The organism is Caldifermentibacillus hisashii, assembly GCF_039654145.1.
Classification (GTDB): Bacteria; Bacillota; Bacilli; order Bacillales; family Caldibacillaceae; genus Caldifermentibacillus; species Caldifermentibacillus hisashii.
On record NZ_CP155467.1, the window covers coordinates 3,135,445 to 3,154,528 of the forward strand.

At 35.1% G+C, this 19,084-nt stretch carries 15 protein-coding genes and 1 CRISPR repeat array; all 15 genes read right to left on the minus strand.

What is annotated here, in order from left to right; all coding sequences use genetic code 11:
* Position 1: 1 nt before the first annotated feature.
* Positions 2–1,111: a type III-B CRISPR module RAMP protein Cmr6 gene (gene cmr6 / locus NSQ14_RS15315; protein WP_343126939.1), complete on the minus strand. Its 1,110-nt coding sequence runs from the start codon at positions 1,109–1,111 to the stop codon at positions 2–4.
* A gap of 16 nt (positions 1,112–1,127) precedes the next feature.
* Positions 1,128–1,517: a type III-B CRISPR module-associated protein Cmr5 gene (gene cmr5, locus NSQ14_RS15320; protein ID WP_251241024.1), complete on the minus strand. Its 390-nt coding sequence runs from the start codon at positions 1,515–1,517 to the stop codon at positions 1,128–1,130.
* A gap of 12 nt (positions 1,518–1,529) precedes the next feature.
* Positions 1,530–2,423 carry a type III-B CRISPR module RAMP protein Cmr4 gene (gene cmr4, locus NSQ14_RS15325; protein ID WP_346216557.1) on the minus strand — a complete coding sequence of 298 codons (894 nt, stop codon included), beginning with the start codon at positions 2,421–2,423 and terminating at the stop codon, positions 1,530–1,532.
* Positions 2,424–2,514: 91 nt separating this feature from the next.
* Entirely contained in the window at positions 2,515–3,633 is a 1,119-nt protein-coding gene (gene cmr3 / locus NSQ14_RS15330) for a type III-B CRISPR module-associated protein Cmr3 (RefSeq protein ID WP_095142582.1), read from the minus strand.
* A gap of 4 nt (positions 3,634–3,637) precedes the next feature.
* Positions 3,638–5,263: a type III-B CRISPR-associated protein Cas10/Cmr2 gene (gene cas10, locus NSQ14_RS15335; RefSeq protein ID WP_346216558.1), complete on the minus strand. Its 1,626-nt coding sequence runs from the start codon at positions 5,261–5,263 to the stop codon at positions 3,638–3,640.
* The gene (gene cmr1 / locus NSQ14_RS15340) at positions 5,264–6,163 is read right to left on the minus strand and encodes a type III-B CRISPR module RAMP protein Cmr1 (protein ID WP_340500914.1); all 900 of its coding nucleotides are present in this window, start codon (positions 6,161–6,163) and stop codon (positions 5,264–5,266) included.
* Between the two features lie 22 nt (positions 6,164–6,185).
* Positions 6,186–7,391, minus strand: a complete 1,206-nt coding sequence (locus NSQ14_RS15345; protein WP_343126942.1) for a putative CRISPR-associated protein — start codon at positions 7,389–7,391, stop codon at positions 6,186–6,188.
* A 739-nt stretch (positions 7,392–8,130) separates the two neighbouring features.
* Positions 8,131–9,426: direct repeats of the CRISPR family, unit length 30 nt; unit sequence GTTTCAATTCCTCATAGGTAAGATGTGAAC.
* Between the two features lie 407 nt (positions 9,427–9,833).
* Positions 9,834–10,097, minus strand: a complete 264-nt coding sequence (gene cas2 / locus NSQ14_RS15350; protein ID WP_041903106.1) for a CRISPR-associated endonuclease Cas2 — start codon at positions 10,095–10,097, stop codon at positions 9,834–9,836.
* A gap of 569 nt (positions 10,098–10,666) precedes the next feature.
* The gene (gene cas1b / locus NSQ14_RS15355; RefSeq protein ID WP_041903105.1) at positions 10,667–11,674 is read right to left on the minus strand and encodes a type I-B CRISPR-associated endonuclease Cas1b; all 1,008 of its coding nucleotides are present in this window, start codon (positions 11,672–11,674) and stop codon (positions 10,667–10,669) included.
* Between the two features lie 3 nt (positions 11,675–11,677).
* The gene (gene cas4 / locus NSQ14_RS15360; RefSeq protein WP_041903104.1) at positions 11,678–12,193 is read right to left on the minus strand and encodes a CRISPR-associated protein Cas4; all 516 of its coding nucleotides are present in this window, start codon (positions 12,191–12,193) and stop codon (positions 11,678–11,680) included.
* Positions 12,187–14,520, minus strand: coding sequence for a CRISPR-associated helicase Cas3' (gene cas3, locus NSQ14_RS15365; RefSeq protein ID WP_346216559.1), 2,334 nt, complete (start codon positions 14,518–14,520; stop codon positions 12,187–12,189). The genes cas4 and cas3 overlap by 7 nt, the downstream gene beginning before the upstream one ends.
* A complete protein-coding gene (gene cas5b, locus NSQ14_RS15370; protein ID WP_326974050.1) occupies positions 14,508–15,188 on the minus strand; it encodes a type I-B CRISPR-associated protein Cas5b in 681 nt (226 codons plus the stop codon). Before cas5b ends, cas3 begins: the two co-directional genes overlap by 13 nt.
* A 9-nt stretch (positions 15,189–15,197) precedes the next feature.
* Positions 15,198–16,157, minus strand: coding sequence for a CRISPR-associated protein (locus tag NSQ14_RS15375; protein ID WP_176458969.1), 960 nt, complete (start codon positions 16,155–16,157; stop codon positions 15,198–15,200).
* The gene (locus tag NSQ14_RS15380) at positions 16,147–18,159 is read right to left on the minus strand and encodes a hypothetical protein (protein ID WP_346216560.1); all 2,013 of its coding nucleotides are present in this window, start codon (positions 18,157–18,159) and stop codon (positions 16,147–16,149) included. Before NSQ14_RS15380 ends, NSQ14_RS15375 begins: the two co-directional genes overlap by 11 nt.
* A 78-nt stretch (positions 18,160–18,237) precedes the next feature.
* Complete coding sequence (gene cas6 / locus NSQ14_RS15385; protein ID WP_041903100.1) at positions 18,238–18,993, minus strand: CRISPR-associated endoribonuclease Cas6; 756 nt, start codon at positions 18,991–18,993, stop codon at positions 18,238–18,240.
* Positions 18,994–19,084 lie beyond the last annotated feature (91 nt).

Consider the following 19,084-nt stretch of genomic DNA (forward strand, 5'->3'; position numbering starts at 1 on the left):
TTTATTTTAACAGGTCATTGATTTTGCTCACTTTAATAAATTGTTTTTTCCTTTTTTTTACTTTCCATTGTCCGGTTCTTTCCCAGTACTCCTTTAAAGCTTGTGCTGCTTTCTTACTCTTAGATTCAACAACTTTTTCAAATAACGATGCTTTACTTTTTTCAATATCTTCAGGACGCTCCGTCAGCTGATTGATATAATAAAGTAATTGTTCTTCCGGCGACATATTATTAACTTCTATTTCCTTTTTACGTATATTTTCTTTCTCGACTTCTTCTTTCCATCCTTTTAATACTTTTATAAACTCCGTATCAGTGACATCTCTTACATTAGAAAAAACGCCATAGCCTAATGATGTTTTTGATCCAATTCCAAATTCTTTTAACGCTTGAGCTGTCCACATCACGGCAGCATCCAAAATCTGACTTTCAATTAATTCTCCATCGATGTGATTTTTTGCCATTGACAAGAAGATATTCGCTTTCTTAACTTTGGCAGCCCTTAATTGGACCGGATTCACATTTTGGTCATCCGTGGCGGGAAGTTTACCGCTATAGTATTTTGGAAAATGAACGGCAATAATGTCTCCTTCTATTTGCAAACCGTGATACAAATAAATGTCATAAAATTGGACAACCCCTCTTTGTGTATTTGTTCCAAAAATCATTGTTGCTAGCGAATGGTCTTCAAGTCTTTTTTCATCACCATCGCAATATGCATGAATAAACCAATTTCTTACTAGCCCTTTCAAGCTCGATGCAGGAACATAAGGGATTCCGTAAACCGGGTGAATGGTTAACGCTGTTTCATTTACATGGCCAGAACCGAGACCGATAAGCATGCGTGATTCGATTTCTCCTTGCAGTTGACGAACAGACAAAAAATCACTTGCTGAAGCTAAGACATAACTCCGATTGGACTCAATCGTCTTTGCCAATTGTTTTAAATCACTATGTACGGTATGGATTGGTTCTATTTTTTTTGGTTTGAATTTTCGGGTTTTGGAATCTTCCATCATTACATTAAAATTAATATGATACGCCAAATGCGCATTTTTTTCTTTATTTGAAGGTTTGAAAGCATCGTATGTATCTTTTGGATGAAAATGCATCACACTCCCTCCTTTTTTATTTTTTAACCATTCCATCGACAAATCTGCGCATCCAGTTTAGCAATGCCAGCACTTCCATTGTAATAACCCGGTACTCTTTACTGTCCATATTAATGACCGCTTTAACAAACTCTTCATTTTCATTTGGAAAATATTCCTTATTATTTATTTTCAACCAGCAGTATATTTGATCGTAAATTCTTTTATATTCCCCACCTTTTGAAAAACAAAAAGCCAAAGCCTGTCCAAGTCCATTGACTTGGATAATGGAAGGTAGTTTCTTTATATATGAGCGATACTCTGAATTTTTTTCAGGACTATTCTTTTGGATTGTATTCGCCACAATGTTATAAGCATAGTCTGCACGTCCATTTTCTATTTTCACACGATGGTTTTCTAAGGTCATTTTCTTTACCTCCTATAACCAGATTTTTCTTATCATGCCGTGACCAATTGTACTATTGCCACCTAATTGAAAAACATCCGGAAAATATTGACTATTATGCATAAATTGTTCAACATCTTCTATCGTTTCAAAGCCTTTATTATCTCTTGAACGAACCTTTCCAATATAAAGTAAACTGTAAAAAATTGTTTCAGGCGGAATGTTTTCTTCATACCATAAGGCACCATTTTCTTTATCTACCGTTCCTGTTTCGGTATTAATCTTTATTCTTGCATTCACCTCTGTTGATAGACGTACAAAATCTTTAAACTCATCATCTTCCAAAACAACTAAACGATTAGCAATATCTATAGTAACAGGGCCTTCAAAAAAGGAACTAAACCTTTTAGCAAGTTTTTCAGTTTCTTCCTCTATATGTACTTTGAATGTGTATTCTTCTAATATCATTTTTCCGGGAGAGACCAAGACTTTTTCTGAAGAAACGGTATTTGGTTCCGGTACTGGCAACGGTTCAACACCTGTTTGATTTAATAACATATCATTATTAAATCGATATAATACTTCTGGACATGTGATCCAAGCAAAAATACCACGCATTGATTTTACCGGGAACAATAAGATTCGGGCATCACTAAAAGCCACTGCACTTGCAATGGTTCCGTTCTCATTCCCTCTGCTTAGATCAGAACCAAAGACGAGTTCCAATTTATGACGATCTTCGTTTTCCTTCAAAATACTATCAACGGTGTACCGAATCGCCCCTTTTAAAGAAGAACTTTCAATTTTTGGAAATCCGGTATGTTGCTCGCGTTGGATTGGTAAGTCAACTAAACCAACTTCACTCCCGCTACCTGGATGGACGGATGTAATGGCATGTAAAAGAAATGGTTTAACTTTGGAATACATAAATGAATCCTCCCTCTATATAATTTCGTGTATCAATGATTTGATCACCGATTCGGGTTCAAAAAATAGTTCCGGCTCACTGTTTCTTTTATCAATGTTTTACCGGGGCGACAACGGCAAATCCGAACCCTTCCTGATTTCCGTAATCGCTGAATGAAAACCCGTTTGCTAATTCAATCATGTTATCTACTTGGTCCTTATGTACATGAACATAAAGAACGGAACCCTCCGGAACCATGTAATATCGTTTTTTCGGACGATGATGGACAATATCCCAACCTCCATAAAGAGTTGGCCTGCCAATAGCAGCGGTTAAAAGTTTTACTTTCATACCGTTTGGAAGAATAACAGTATTTCCATCATAGGATTTTGGTCGAGAACCGTTTTCCCAGATTGCCGGTGATAATAGGATGATTTTAGCAATTCCGGATTGTAAGATTTTTTGTTTCAATATGTTTAGCTCATCTTTATTCCATAGTTTAAAAGTTTCTTCTTTTTGTTCTAAAATCCACGGCCGGTTTTCTCCGCCAAGCCGAACTAAATGAATATTGTCAAAATCTGGTGATATTGGTGAATAAACATATAATGAACTGTCGTTTAAAAAGCGCAAATAATTCATTTGATAAAAATAGGATGATTTTGATGTTCTTTTTTCGTAATCAAGTGCAATACCAGTTTTATTCTCAAAAGTAACTAAATCAGTCAGTTTATATAAATGATCTACCGGACTAGTCGACAATATATTTCTTTTCCAATCATTTCTTTTCATAAATAAATTTGTTGAACTTTTTGACTTCTCTTTAATTTTAGATGTTAGTAACCAGCCGGTATTATGGGAGCTAGGCATGTCATCGCATACTAACTGTAACGGATAAGCTTGTAGTTTCTCATCTTTTTCAATCACTTGATAATCCAATGGGAGTGGAAATAACAAATCATTTTCATAAGTTAACCCACAATAAGTAACCCTAAAGTCTCCAAGACTACGAGGTGTTCCCATCCATTTTTTCACTTCAAGATTGGTTTCCTGTTCAAATTCATAAAATGGAATGTGTTCATGTATGTATGCCGATCTTAATGCTCCATATACAGTATTCGGACGCGGAGGAAAAATACCGAACATATTGTTGTCGTTCCCTGCTTCACTTATTTGTTGTCCTTTAAAGAAAAAGGTATCCACCGGTTTTAGATAAAAAGTATGGGCAGACAATAGATTAATCCTCCTTTCTTTTGAAGAATGATAGTATTTTTAATGTATAAATAAAGTCAATGGTTGATTGAACATGATCATATATCAACACCAGATTGTTAACATCATTCCAAACTTCTTCTTCGGACAATTTTCTTTTTGCCGAGCGTTTAAATAGTCTGCTCAACTCCGCTTCAATTAAAGATCTATCTACTTTTCGACTAGAATCTTTTACAGAGATTAGCGGATAAAAAGATTCAATAAATTGATAAATAAAAGTATCTGATAAATCATTCTTTAATAAATGAATAATTCTCTTTAAAATTTGGCTTGTCTTCGCTTCACCAATATTCCAAGGTAAAACGGTTTCTGACTTTTCACCTGACCGGGTATGAACGGCAATTGCCAAGGCGTTCTTCTCTTCACCTGAAACTTTATTCTTGTAATCTTTTGCTTTGCCTTCCAATTTTCTCGCTTCGTTTAACAAAGTTTTTAAAGATGCTTTTTCATGGGCAATGATTAATCCTCCCGAAGATGTAGCATTATGATTTAACCCTTTTTGGTCATCACTAAATGAGTATCGCAATTTTTCAGCAATATCGAGCACTTCATTTAATGGTAAAAATGCTAATAGGTCATCACCACCCGCATAGATGAGCATCCCCTTGCTTGATTTCCCGACAATATCGGGGACTGTTTCCTTTGAGAAAGTTGCTAATCTGCTGCTTACATCCCTGTAGTTTTCGATATGAGCTCCCGAAAACCATTTGCCCATATTGTCACCATCAATCATTAAAATTGCATAATAATGATCCGGTTCTGAGATCTTTATCGTTGATTTAAATGATTCAAACCCGGTCGGGAAAGAATAATAGCGTTTAAAATAATCCCTGGCCAAGCGCTTTGTTGTACATACGCCGCATAAAAATTCATTATCTTTTATTCTTGCATGTTCGTCATTGTCTTTATTTTGCAGAAAAGGTTGACTACGTTTGTTCCAAGTATCTGCTAATTTTTTCTTCATGGAACCGTAAGAATCAGACTCTGTTATTGGATATGCAGACAGCGCTTCCCGTTCCTGGCAAACGCTACAAGTTAAGCCATGTTGTTCTATCTGAATAAATTGTTTATCATTTTTTATTGCAGCCAGTCGACTTTCGGTTCTTTCCCTTATTTCATTAAATTCCATCTCTTCTTCAAACGGTTCAATGACCCAATAAATTTCGATTAATGACTCTATCTGCTTTTTCCCCGTTTCAATGAGGAGCTCCTTTTGTTTCGTCGGTAAATCACTAAATAAAAGTTGAATTGATTGACTATACATATGAATAAAGGCATGGCGGACGGCAGCTTCTGTGTTTTTTAACATCTTCGTCACTTCTGTTGAATTTCCCGTTAATAAAGCTGTAAATCGATTTGGTAACGATGCAATATGTAAATTGGATTTATTTGGATTGTTAACTTCATTTTCCGTAATCATTGGAAAAAGAAGTGAAAATTTATCTCCATACTTATATAATTGTTTAATCGCTTCACGAACAAGATGGGAAAGGATAAAGCTTCCGCTCCATAAGTCCTCGGTTTTTCTGGCCGATGCAATAAAAGACTGAACAGGTCCAACTGAAAAGACGGTTAGATATTGTTTTACCATTTATATCACTCCTAATTTTTCCAAAAAGATTTTTTTATCCTGTTCATAGCTCCCCCCTATGTCTTTCTTCCGATTCGTTCTTAATTCAGTGATGATCGGATAGTATTTTGAACCAATTTTTCTAACTGTACACCATAACGGGGATGCATTTCCTTTATTACGGGTGGTTCCCAAACTTCCTCTAGGGTTACCAAAGTGAGAAGCAGTTCCGATATCTTTTAAAATCTCCAAAAACGTATCTTTCCCTTTTCCGACATAAACAGCATAAAGAGTCGGATGTGCAGATGTTACATTAGTTTTTTTTACGAGAATGCAAGATTTACCCGAATTCCAAGTAAACTTATCATGTGCATCAAGTTTTTCCAGGACACTTTTGAGTGATGATGTAAAATCCTCAATAGAATCCCAAGTTATACCTGCTGTTTGGCAGGCTCCAAATCCTCTTCTTGCGCGTTGTCCCATTCCGGCCAGATGGAGAAAATATGCAAAATAATCATTATACATTTCAAAATCCGGTTTATTTTTCAACATTTGTAATATTACAGTTACCGTTTCATTTTCTTTTATTCCAGAAGAAGAATTCCCACTTTTATGAGGTAAAATGTTTATCTTTGCATTTCCTTTTAACGGCTTGGAAATATGTATCTGGAGAGGAGATTTCCGCATATATTTGGTAGATGCTCCTCCAAACAATTTTTCCTCTTCTTCCAATAATTCATTTTTATTTTTGTCAAACTGTAATGTCCTCCACCAATATCTGAGAACTCCTTTAAGCGAAGATGTCCGAAATTCCGCCTCCATACGATTATTCAAACCGTGCATAACCATTGGTGTTATAAATGTTAATTCATAGTGCTGTTGTTGTACCGCACTTCCTGTTTCTATTTCTTTTTGTTCCAATAAACTCACTCCCGGAAAGAAGTTATTTTCGCTTTCTTGAGACAATTTCATCTGTGTAGTCTATGAAGTTTTTTTCAGATTTATAAAGCCCGATTCCTTTAACCACCTCCAGTTCATATTTTTTGTGATCAAGCCAAAGATAATTGATATATAAGTGTTTTTTTATTGGATCATATTTGTAGGTACATCTGAAAGTATCCAGGCCATTACTTGAACCTTTATATAAATGAAATAGTAATTTCTTATTATCCAGTCTTTCGAATTCACTTTCATGTCTTAAATCACCAATGTTAATACCGCTTTTTAGTTTTTTCACAAGTTCATATAATTGACCAAAGATAAATATCGAATGGTGACGGTTTTGGCGGATAAACCGTTCTACTTGTTCAGACAACAGGAAATTTGTTTGAAAAATATAATCGTAATTTTTTTGCTCAAATAAAAAGATACCGAAAGCGCTTAAACTAATTAAGTCTTCCTCTCTTGAAAAAAGCGCAGGATATTTATCAACTACCTGTTTTTCATCATAAGCTAATTCAATATATTCAACATAATCTTGCTGACATTTACGTAAAAGATCAAAATGGTTATTTATAAAATCTTCGTCGATTCCTAAAGGCATCGGCGGAATTTCAACAACAATTTGTGTATTCTCATGCAAGTATACCATTGGATAATGCAGAAAAGATCCAACAAGATAACCAAGTGCAGTCAAAATTTTATATCCTCCAATCGGTGCAAAACAGGTAGTATCCGGATCCCCCTGTGCTAAAGCATCTCCTAGTCTTTTTAAGTAGTTTGCCGATTGGTTTTTTAAATCTATTTCGTTAGAGACTGACATATCAATATATTGAACATTTACATAAATGCCTTCCTTTTCAAAGATTAGCCTTAATAATTGTTCACAGACGAGGCCGCCGATTGTGTTTGTAAAAATAAGAGTTACCTTTACATCTTTCGTCAGTTTCTTTTGCTTTTTTAATGCATTTATCATGGAATACTCGGCACAAATGGATTCTCTATGTTCCGAAACATCGCGCAAATACATTCTAGACTTTTCAATGAAACTTTCTATTTGTGCTTCCAAATCCGCTGTTAACTCGGTAATATTTTTTTGCAATTCACGGTAAGGAAGCAAATCTTTAAACTGCCCGTCTCTTGTTACTGAAAAATAACTTTTCCCTTGTATTAAAGAAATTCCACAAGTCATCACAACTGTATGGTACATATTTTTCACCTTTGATAGTTTTATTTAAACATTTTTATCGAGAATAAACGTTCGGTATATTATAAACGAAATGAAATCCTGAAATGTTGATAAGTCTCATAAAATAAAATTTTTACTAAATTATGGATAGGCTCGAAAATGTAAGGTAAGTTTATAAAATAATCTGCTTCAGTCATTTCCGTACGATAATTCGAACACTTTTTATTTTCATAGCCAGAGACATTCGAATCATTCCAAGTGTTAATAATAAATGAGACTTCTATTAAAGGGATCTTCATCCCCACTGATTTATAGAAGGAACACAAGCTATATGAGCCATGTTCATATGACAGCGCTTTTAACATTTTGCCCTCCGAACCAATTGGACTTATGCAGGAAGACCACATTTCATCTTTTCCTTTCGTTGATCCGAATCTTGAGGGGAGTCTTTATCTGCAGTAACGCTTACGATACTGTTTCGGTATAGTAAAGATAAATTCCCGTCTGTTAAAAATGGAAAAACTTAGATTACTAGATAAAAACTGTCACTTTTACTATTATTCGACAAAAAACGATAAATTTCCTGCCTGTTTATAAAAATTTTTTAATTAGATGTTATTTTTTATACTAAATTCTTTCATTAAAAAAATGCTGAAACATTGTTTTAAATCAAGGGGCTGGCTGATAAATCCAAAAATAGGAGCTGTCCAAAAAGTCATTAATTTTGACCTTTTAGACAGCCCCTTGATTACTTTGATTGGTTTCAATTCCTTATAGGTAAGATGTGAACAATGCGGTAATATTCGTATCGCCAATCCCGTATTTGAGTTTCAATTCCTCATAGGTAAGATGTGAACTTTTAGACGGTGGAGAATATGCCACTTTTAAGCAAATGTTTCAATTCCTCATAGGTAAGATGTGAACCTCGTGTTCAGAAAAAATCAGGTGTGGGCTGTGAGTTGTTTCAATTCCTCATAGGTAAGATGTGAACTTTCCTCCTTTTTATCGCTTTCAAAGTTCATATTCGAGTTTCAATTCCTCATAGGTAAGATGTGAACCGTCTATCCACGCCAAGTTATCGTCCTCCTTTCCGTGTTTCAATTCCTCATAGGTAAGATGTGAACTGAAAAATGGTGAATATTATCTTGAAACAGGTGATTTGTTTCAATTCCTCATAGGTAAGATGTGAACTGAAAAATGGTGAATATTATCTTGAAACAGGTGATTTGTTTCAATTCCTCATAGGTAAGATGTGAACGTAGTCCGGCATAAGCAAGTATTGTTACTAAGGCGGTTTCAATTCCTCATAGGTAAGATGTGAACATGGTCAATCAATTCTCATTGCGACTAGGTATTATGGGTTTCAATTCCTCATAGGTAAGATGTGAACGGACACCAAAGGAGCGAATGTTTATGCCTATTACCGGGTTTCAATTCCTCATAGGTAAGATGTGAACTTTAGAATCGAGCGGGAAACAAATTACCGCTATTGCTGTTTCAATTCCTCATAGGTAAGATGTGAACTTTGTATCGTTTAATTTCACTTATCGTTGAACGTAAGTTTCAATTCCTCATAGGTAAGATGTGAACATGACACGATGAAACTTTTTAAAGTGGATGATGATATGTTTCAATTCCTCATAGGTAAGATGTGAACTTTTGATTAATAGAGTCAGGTTGATACAAATCGATAGTTTCAATTCCTCATAGGTAAGATGTGAACGTATGAAACTAATGTTATAGACTATTCGGAGCAATGTTTCAATTCCTCATAGGTAAGATGTGAACGTGTACTCTATGGGAACTGGCTGAAAATAAACCAAATGGTTTCAATTCCTCATAGGTAAGATGTGAACCATTATTGTATATATCTTACTATACGCATTATCCACCGTTTCAATTCCTCATAGGTAAGATGTGAACACGGTATCACATCATCAATGGCTAAATCTAGTCGAGGTTTCAATTCCTCATAGGTAAGATGTGAACGGAAAGCGTTGGAGTGTGATGATGATTGAAATACGAAGTTTCAATTCCTCATAGGTAAGATGTGAACCCCAAAAAACCTTGATTTAATAAGATTCCTTTGTATTGTTACTTTTGCATTAATTATAATAGAAATTTTATTTTTTAGCAATGATATTTTCCTAATACCAGATGGCTTAAGCATTTTTCCAATTATCATTTCACAAAATAACTGTCGTCGACCTCCCGGGGTTCGTGCACTATTGGGGGTCGACGACAAAAAGTCCAAGGATATTATTAACCTATCTACACAATATATTTCGTTCCTTCCACTGATGAACTAAGTTTATACTTTCGCTTAAACTTAGTTCTTTCCGCCAAATTTAAAGATACTCATCTCTATCAAAATCTTAGTGAACAACCAACATACTTCTATTAAAGTATGTTTACATAGACAATTTTTAATAGAAATGCTGAAATCATTTATTAATGAAAGGTTTATAGTAAAAATTCTTCTCCACCTTTTTTTAATCCCATCTCTTGTCTACCTGTATACTGCTTGGAGCGGAACATATAAATGATAACCGAATCCTCATCGCCATCCATTATATTATTTAACTCTGTTTTTAACTTCACGAAATTCGCCTTGGATATTTCTCCTTCAAATACGGAATTCTGTACCCAGTGCAAATATTTCCTGCAAATCTTCAAAGCTTTACCTACTCTTTTAACATTAAAATCATAAACTAATATGATGAACAACTTACCCACCACCCAGGAAATTTATAAAGCCAATCATCATGCGGTTTATTCTAGCATCAGAGAAATTTGTATGACCTGCTGTACGGTCATATGGATCATCATCAAGTCAGTTTTTTTGCATCCGTAACCGGTACAAGCGACATTTACGGCGATACCATAATCATCATGGAATCAGTTTATTCTGCAGCCCCCTCTGATTGTTTATTGGACCAATCGGCGGATGCATGCATTCCCTTCCCACCTATTTAATAACTGATTTTTTGCATTTTCCCCGGACACATACAACCCCCCTTTCCTAAACTAGTTTCTTCGTTACGCTTTGTTACCATTTTCTTCTTTGCTACGCCAAACAAATCCCCCTCCTAACTAGTTTCCTGTTACCCCGAATGTTTAGACGGGCTACCCATTAAGAGCAGAATAAATATAATCCGGAAAATGCATCAAAATGATCTATACTAAAAGGTACTACCCGCTAAAAGTGGGATAAAACATAATCCGGGAATATTCCAAAGCTTCCAGATACTTGAAAACATTATCCATTAGGAATTGGGATGAAAATATAAACCCTTTTACCATAGAGATTGATAGGGTTCATATTGCTTTTCTCCTAAAATATGTTTTTGTAATTTATACAGCTCCAGCCTTATTAGCCGACGATACGATACGGACTTTCCAAGATGACGATGGTTTACTGTTGATTTTAACCGTTTATCCAGTTCCGTAATAAATAACTTTCTGCCATCTTCATTCAGTAAAATACCATTCATTTCTTTAACAAAATGCTTTTTCGTTAACATTTTTCTATTAATCAACGTAAAGATAAGTCTATCTACCATAATCGGTTTAAAAATTTCAGCTACATCCAAATTCAAAGAGAATCTGCGAAAGTTAGATGTATGTAAAAAACCAATCCGGGGATCCAAATAAGTTTTGTAAATCTCACTTAGCACCGTTGTGTAACAAATACTATTTCCGAAACTAATGAGGGCATTGATTGCGTTTAAAGGTGGCCGTCTTGTTCTCTTTTCAAAAATAAAATACGGATCATTGATAATATAATCAAATGCTTCATAATACTTCTCGCGCGCATGACCTTCTCTTGCCATCAATTCATCAATTTGGTGAAAGTCTACCTTTTGCAATTCAGCAGCAATATTTGAAATATCATTCATAATCTTATAAATTTCTTCTTTATTTTCTGATCGATTGCGATAATATTTTAACACTTGCATCATTTGACCTACTGAACCGCTTACTATCAATTTAGCAAGTGCCATTCTTTTCTCCCCGTCTATATAATGTTCTGCTTGTTTGACAATGACGTGACCGCTGTTTAAATGCTCACGCGGATAAAATGTACCCACATAATACCCGTAGTGGTTGAAATAATGTAAACAAATTTCTTTTTGTGAGACAAATTCTAAAAACTTTTTTGATACATCCACTTCGCCAAAAATGTAAATATCGCTTGTATCTTCTACAGGAATATATTTTCTTTTTTCCTCGGTTTCAAAATATAAACTATTATCCTTTCTTTTTAAAATACCGTTATTAAAAATATATAAGGTTTTCTTCATGATTTATCCCTCCGCCCAGCAGTATTCACGATACGCGCAATTACGGCAATATACGATCTTTTTCGGCTCCGGTGGTACAGGTAATTTGGTAAGATTTAATATTCCTTCCATCACATCTTTTAACTTAGCAATTGATTCTTCTGTTAAAATAACTTCTTCTCTCCTTCTTTCTTCAGGAAACAGAAGCTCACCCTTTGCATCAACTCCCATTTTCTGCAAATTATATAGATAAAATAACAACTGAAACCGTGCACTTTCCAGAAACTTGGACGACTTTTTGATTTCTTGGACAATGATTTGCTGTCCTTTTTGCTTGAATCGATCAATTTTAATATTTTCGACATCCAACTCTTTTCTTTGCCGCTCGTAACGATATTCATGAATAAAGCGACCGATTTCGATATTATCGTCTTCTTGATCGGGAGCAATTTCTCGCATCATTAACCATGCTTCTCGTTTACAAATCATGTAATACCAAATATCCGTTCCAGTAATATACAGTTCATTATTTTCTACCATATCGGATCATCCTCTAGCATACCTATTTTCAAACCATACACTTCATCATAAGCTTCCGTATCAAGTAAAATCGGCACCTTATTTTGAAGATAATCATCTTTACTTACAACAGATAATGCGGTCTTGACAGGAACATTTAACACATAGTAGTTGAATAAAATCATAAACATCTTCCGCTCTTCAAATGATAAATTCACTATAAAATGTCGGTCTAAATATTTGTTATAAATTTGCTCCGGATTTGAAACTTGAAATCTCTTTTTTAATGTTAGTACTTTATTGTCTATCTGATCTAAAACCGGTTCATATGGGACAAAAATCGGTAATGTCAAGTAATTTGTGTTAAACGGTTGAACCCCCGATAACTGCTGCCATCTTCCTTCATATGCGTCTTTAATTTTAACTAATGCTGCTTCATAAGTGTTTTGCCGGAACATTTCTGAATAATACATGTTCACTAAACCAACCATTTCAGATTCTGTATATATTTGTTTTTCTTGCAGAATTCGGTCGGTTATTTTTTGAAGATTTCTTGGATAAATCATTGATCGGGTATCAATATTCCCGCTCCGATAGAAAGGAAACACGGTTAATAACCCTTTTTCATCCCTATCCTCCATATGTCGATTGGTTCTCCCGGCCGCCTGAACGATTGAGGGGAGCGTGGAAAGTGCCCTTGCAACATGTTGAAAGCTCAGGTCCACACCCGCTTCTAAAACTTGTGTCGATACCACATAAAGGGGTCGGTTCTGCTTTTCTTTTAATAGATTGCTAATCATTTTGATTCGTGCTTTTTTATGAACCGATGTCATTAAACCATGTACAAGATATCCATTTTTACCTCTCTTTATTAAGTTATCGAAGGAAAGAAACGCATCCTTCACTGTATTTACAATAAGAGCCTGAGTTTGCCTCTCATTTTTTTCCAGCAAATCAAGGACTGTTTCTTCAGATTGTTTTTCAGTTTCATTTACGACTTGATACCGGTCATGTTTAACAGAACCTTTCACAACCAGTTTCATCGGGTTAATTGTCAATCCATAATGAAAAGGCGGCATCGTTGCAGATAAAAAGATTACTTTCAAATGAATAAGCTCGGTCAATGCTGCTACCCCACACAAAAATAAGTTCCAAATTTCCGGACTAAAGATTTGCGGTTCATCAATAATAATGACACTGTCCTTTAAAAAAGCCCTTCTTAGTACGTCTTGAGCCCGACCCGGAAAAATCGCCTTGCATAATTGCTGAAAACTCGTACAGACAAGGGAATGGGCCCATGACTCCATGGCCAGTTGACTAAAACTTGTCCTCTGTTCCGGATCGTCATCTAAAATAGCTAATGAATGATGTTGTAAAACCTCTGTGTCAAATAAATTTTCAATCACTGAAGCATTTTGTTCCAATATCGATAGATACGGTGCAACATAGACAATTTTTTTAAAACCTTGATGTTCCCCAAACCAATTTGCCATTTTTAAAGATGTTATTGTCTTTCCATAACCGGTTGGCATTTCTAATGTATAAAAGGTGTGATTGGGTTCTTTTTCCAATTGATGAATGATTTCTTGTTGTGCCTTTATTCTCATAACTGACAATGGTTCACCGGAATGTTTCCTGCTAAAATCAATCATAGCTTTATTAAATTGGTTGAAATTTTGTTTATCTAACCATTGTGGTGTGACTTCTTTTACATGAAAACGGTCACCAGCGATTAAACTTGTTGTCATTTGTCTCCAAACTTGTAACCTTTTCATAATTGGGAGCGGTTCCCATTCTTCATACTCTAAATCAAGTTCATCGTAAATATCTTCTAATAAATAACCGCACTCAGTAATCCATCGAGTAAGTGCCGGCTCATGCAATTTCATATAATGTAATTCTTTGTATTGCTCCTTTAAGAACTGTTCAATTCCTTCTAAATCAAAGTTTTCCCATTCATACTTTTTTAACCAGTTATCATCATGCAAATCGCCTAAATTTCCATGGTGGCTGCGGATATCTTGTATGAACCACAACCATAATATTTTATGTTCATCCCATAAACCATTTGATTCCAGTAAATGGAAACCCAGATAGGAAAACAAAAAGGCCCCGCAGGCAGAATGATTGGGACCTTTTTTAATTGTAGGAGATTGTATGTACGCTTGCCATTCCACATGTGCCTTGGCTAAATCATGGCATACACCAGCTAAGCCGGATAAACGGACAGTTACGTTATCAAAATCCTGCAAAAAATATTCCATTGATTGTTTAACAGAAAGCAAATGTTCAACTAGACTCGATTCGGGTCTTGCTATACATTTTTCAAAAGGGACTATACGAGACATATGTTATCATCCTTTACTTTCGCTAACATAATATCATTAGGTAGGTCTTTCTTTAATTTGATCGTAATTGGCTTACCGTCTCGTTCATATAGAAATGAGACCGACTTTTCAAAGGTACGCTTACCTTTATAAAAAAGCATAAAGCCGCCAGCCCGTTGATAATAATGGTTATCTTCCAATTCAATTTTCTCAATGATAGAAGTCGGAATAACTGTTGATACCGTTATCGTTTCTGGGCGATTGATTTCCGCTAAATCACATACATCCCGTAATTCTGGTTTTGTTAATGCATAGGCGACACCTAAATAAGAAATATAGACCGATTGTTCTGATTTTAACCGGCTCGTTAATTCGTCGGTATATTCATCCCCGGCATAATAAATCCGATAAGATGGGTTTACTAATAATTCAATAGTTGTTGGACGATTAAAGGTATTGCCATTATCTTTCCCCAACATAGACAATTGCTGTGCCGAAGTTCGAACGGGATTTAATAATTGAATACCGACTTTATCTTTTGTTGTAAAGTCAGTTATTCCTAATATCGAACCAACCATCCCTTTTGCCGCGGTTGGTGTTATAAAAGGATAAGTTAAATGGGTTGCTGTTGTATCCGGTCGACGAAAATGGGCAATTTTTCCTTTCACATCAAAAATGACAACCTTCATAATCATCGCCTACCATAGCGGTTGTTTATACAAATCTATATTTCCATCAACAGCAACAGAAGGGTGAACCCAAATACGGACATTCGCAATTTTATCTTTATATTCATTCAATTTTTCCAATAACTGCGATACATTTAATGAAATGTCTTTCACAGATGACGGCCGTTTTCCGCTGCTCCTCCATACTTCTTCACCGGGTACTAATTCAATTAAATCTTCTAAATACCCAATTCGGAAAAACGGATCATTGTATTCTACATGCAATAAGAAAAGCGGTTGCTGTTGACCACGACCTCTTGCTTGACGGTGTTGGGTTCCTTGCCATAGAGCTTTTAATAGCAGCTCTTGATCATCTTTTGTCATTTTCGTCTGTTCGGCAATTTTTGCATTAATTACACCCGGCATGGCAAATACTGCGAAAGGTACAATATAACTTGTCCAAATAGTCCCTTGGGTTTTCCCTTCGCCACTGTCATCCTTTACATCTGAACTGGGCATGACAACGGTTCCTTGTATATATTGGCTGTCAACCGGGTGTAAAGAATGTGCCCAACCAAATTGAACCGGACCTGTTAAATTAAATTTTGGTTTTACAGAATAAACAATTCCAAAAGTTCTTACATCAAAACAATGATCCACCAGGACTGATTTCATGTCGGTTTTTGCTTCTTCTTTTTTACCAACTTGTTCGGCAATGGATTCCGCTAAACTTCCCCGTCCTAATAGTTTCCCTTTTTCATTCACTTTTTCTTGAACAAAGATAAAATTTGTTTTATCTGCCCCACCATTTGTTTCAGCACTTAGCACATAATCTCTTACATCACGCTTTATACTGACATCACTAAGGGAAATTCTGCCGTCCTCTTCCGGAAAAAGTCTTCTCGCATCACTATCTTGCAACGGATCACGGTTAGGAATTCCATCTTTCACTGATTTGATAAAAACAATTTCCCCATTATTAATTGCCATTTTCATTATCCTCCTCTTTTTGTTCTTTTTTATAAACTAAATAACCAGACCAAAATGCTGTCATAAATTTATCCTTTTCATTTATTAGTAGTTTTTTATTATCTGCTTCAATAAAAGCAAGAAGAACATTTGCAAGCACTTTTTCAAAATTTGAAGCTAAATTCATATTCCATTGTTCCTTTAATTCTTTACACCTTAATACACCCAATTTCCAAATCATTTCGGGGGTCACTTTAGAGCCAAACTTCATAACTCGGTGTTTGACAAAATCGTCATGACCTGTTTTAAAGCGATAGGAATTTGAAAATTGTTTTAATAGAAGGCCGGTGACAAATCCAAGTTGTTCTGCTTCTTGTAAATCTTCTAAAGAAATTTTTCCTCCTTGATATTTTTCTATTAATGCATTCCAGTCACTCAATGTTTTCACCCTCTCCTTATTTTTGGCAATTTCTTGATTATATTTATTGTAAAATGCTAGGAAAGCATAGTGGAAGACAAGTTCATCCATCATACCCCAGTAATCTTCTTTATTTGCTAATTCAACCAATTTTCTTGTTGTTGCTTCATAGACCCTGTTAATACGTAAAGGTTGTTGATTGAAAATCGTCTGCAATGTACTCCAGGTATAACCCGGTCCAAATGCATTACTGACGATTGACGGTAAAGATTGAATTCTATAAAATTTTCTATCTTGATTTAAGGTGAAAAAGGCACGTATATCAAATAAGTCTATCGTATTAATATCTCTAATTAACGTTTGCAATTTTTCTGCGACGCTCGGGATAACATCTGTCAACATTAATCGGATATGCATATTCCCTCGTGACAAGTCACCCGAATAATACAATAAATTTAACCTGTGTTCATCACTGAAGCGAGGGATAATACGATTAATCCCTGCTAATATTTCCAAATGAAGATCTGCATCTGTTAAATCTTCTTGTTTTAAAATTCGACTGTATCTTTTATAAAGTTGCTGCGAATCACCATCCAGTAATGGAACGACTAAAGGAACTCCGTATATCGGTTCAAAGCTTGTATTCCTCATATTCCTTTTCGCTTCAACATTCATATATGGAGCAAACATTTCTTTTAAAATTGCACTCGATATTGGCACCGTTATTTGTTTCAAAAATTGGGTACCATAAAGAAAAGCTTCATATGATTTTTTATCTACTTTTATACCATTTGTCCAATCACTTTTTCCCCAAAAAATTGATTTCGGCATTTCCCAAGTTGGAGATAGCCAAAGCCATGATTTATTATAAATAGAAACAACTTCCTCTTCCGGCTGATTGGTAATTGTTGAGATCGCTTTCTTCTTATAACCTAATTCTTTGGCTTCGGAAAATTTGGCCTCAATAATCCCTCCAAGGGCAATATCGCCATCCAAATAAAGATGTGACCCCGGGAAAAGTTTGCTTTCCGTAATCCTTAACAATTTCTTGTCAATTTTATTAGTTGATAGTCTTTTAAAAGAAGGTGAATTTAAATCGCAAATACATAAGATTCCCAGTTGTTTCTCATCTTCAATAAAAGAATCATAGTTTTCTTTTAATAGGGCCGCTACTTTTTGCGCAATGAATTCAAGCTTTTCGTCTGATTCATTTTTATATGTAACGGTCTTCTTTAGCCTTGGTAAAACAACCTCAGAAGCAAATTCTTTTTCCTTATTCATATCTTTAATATGCTTTTCATACATTAGATATACAGGTACAGGATAAATCCCCTGTGCATGTATCGGGTTCCCGCCATTCGGATAAATAATCGGAAAGGCAGTATTCCTGTTTTTTGCAACTTGAAAGTTTTTCCCCTCTCCGTCCCCGATTCTCAAATAGTGAAAGGCTATTTTGTCAGCAAATATTTCCAACAGAAAAACATTTTGAAAAAAATTTTTGCAGACATCATTATCAACATCCGTCAACCAGCGAATTCTCTGTTCATTGGATAGATCACCGGAAGCAATAGGACTACCGATCCGAATAATATCTTCTGATAACATATGTATAGATCACCGCCTAAATGAATTAATAGACTCTTACCTTTAGTACTAACATGCAAGTAATCTCATTTTTATGCTTTAATTTTGTTTTAGTATTTCAAACATTCCGAACCCTTGGCTGTTTTTCCCGCCTATGGCACTGTTATACAAAAAGTTAAGCATCGGAATGGGTCCTTCTAATTCGTAAATACCATTCCACGCTGTTATATAAATACTTTTAAATTTTGTAACTACTTTATCATGTTTCTGTATGGAAACCGGTGTAATTTGGACGTAATCTGTGAATGCCTCTTGAAAAAAAGCTTCATATTTTTTTCGGGAATTTTCACCGATTAAAAAGGAAAACGCCGGATCAAAGGGGCTAAAATATTGAGTGAGCTTTTTTCCTTCTTGATTTTCAAAAGTGCTATATATGGTTATCGGAGACAGCATTTTAATCATAATCTTATTGTCCTTAATTTGCGGTTCTTTTTCGTATTGTATTTCATCAATTGAAATTTTCGTATAATTTATGTGCAAATCGTCTTTCAAAAGCAAAGACTGCCCGAGAAGTTGAATAAACTTAGGGATTGCTGAACCAATGTACCAAGTAACTGGTCCGTAAAAGATAATTTGTTTACTTTCTTTGTTATATTTCGTTTTTCCAAAAAGCCGGCTAAAAGTAAATGCTTTAAAACGCCTTTTTTCATATTTGTATCCGTTTTCATGCAAAAATGCACAAAACTCCAAGTCACTATCTAATTGCCGATAAATAAATCCTTGCAAAATTTGCTGGTAATTCATCGGTAAAGCAAGTCCATTTTTGTCAAATGAAATCGTCACTTTTAATCGCATGATTTTCACCTACATTATATTTTTTGAATTTCTTTACCTTAAAAAGAGCACTTTCCCAATTTGAAATGTTATGTATTTTATATGTATAGTT

Bases quoted from the DNA above. Each gene is read 5' to 3' on its own strand.
- cas1b (WP_041903105.1), bottom strand. From the start codon at position 11,674: ATGAAGAAAACCTTATATATTTTTAATAACGGTATTTTAAAAAGAAAG.
- cmr6 (WP_343126939.1), bottom strand. From the start codon at position 1,111: ATGCATTTTCATCCAAAAGATACATACGATGCTTTCAAACCTTCAAAT.
- cas4 (WP_041903104.1), bottom strand. From the start codon at position 12,193: ATGGTAGAAAATAATGAACTGTATATTACTGGAACGGATATTTGGTAT.
- cas6 (WP_041903100.1), bottom strand. From the start codon at position 18,993: ATGCGATTAAAAGTGACGATTTCATTTGACAAAAATGGACTTGCTTTA.
- NSQ14_RS15380 (WP_346216560.1), bottom strand. From the start codon at position 18,159: ATGTTATCAGAAGATATTATTCGGATCGGTAGTCCTATTGCTTCCGGT.
- cmr4 (WP_346216557.1), bottom strand. From the start codon at position 2,423: ATGTATTCCAAAGTTAAACCATTTCTTTTACATGCCATTACATCCGTC.
- cmr5 (WP_251241024.1), bottom strand. From the start codon at position 1,517: ATGACCTTAGAAAACCATCGTGTGAAAATAGAAAATGGACGTGCAGAC.
- cas3 (WP_346216559.1), bottom strand. From the start codon at position 14,520: ATGTCTCGTATAGTCCCTTTTGAAAAATGTATAGCAAGACCCGAATCG.
- NSQ14_RS15375 (WP_176458969.1), bottom strand. From the start codon at position 16,157: ATGGCAATTAATAATGGGGAAATTGTTTTTATCAAATCAGTGAAAGAT.
- cas5b (WP_326974050.1), bottom strand. From the start codon at position 15,188: ATGAAGGTTGTCATTTTTGATGTGAAAGGAAAAATTGCCCATTTTCGT.
- NSQ14_RS15345 (WP_343126942.1), bottom strand. From the start codon at position 7,391: ATGTACCATACAGTTGTGATGACTTGTGGAATTTCTTTAATACAAGGG.
- cas10 (WP_346216558.1), bottom strand. From the start codon at position 5,263: ATGGTAAAACAATATCTAACCGTCTTTTCAGTTGGACCTGTTCAGTCT.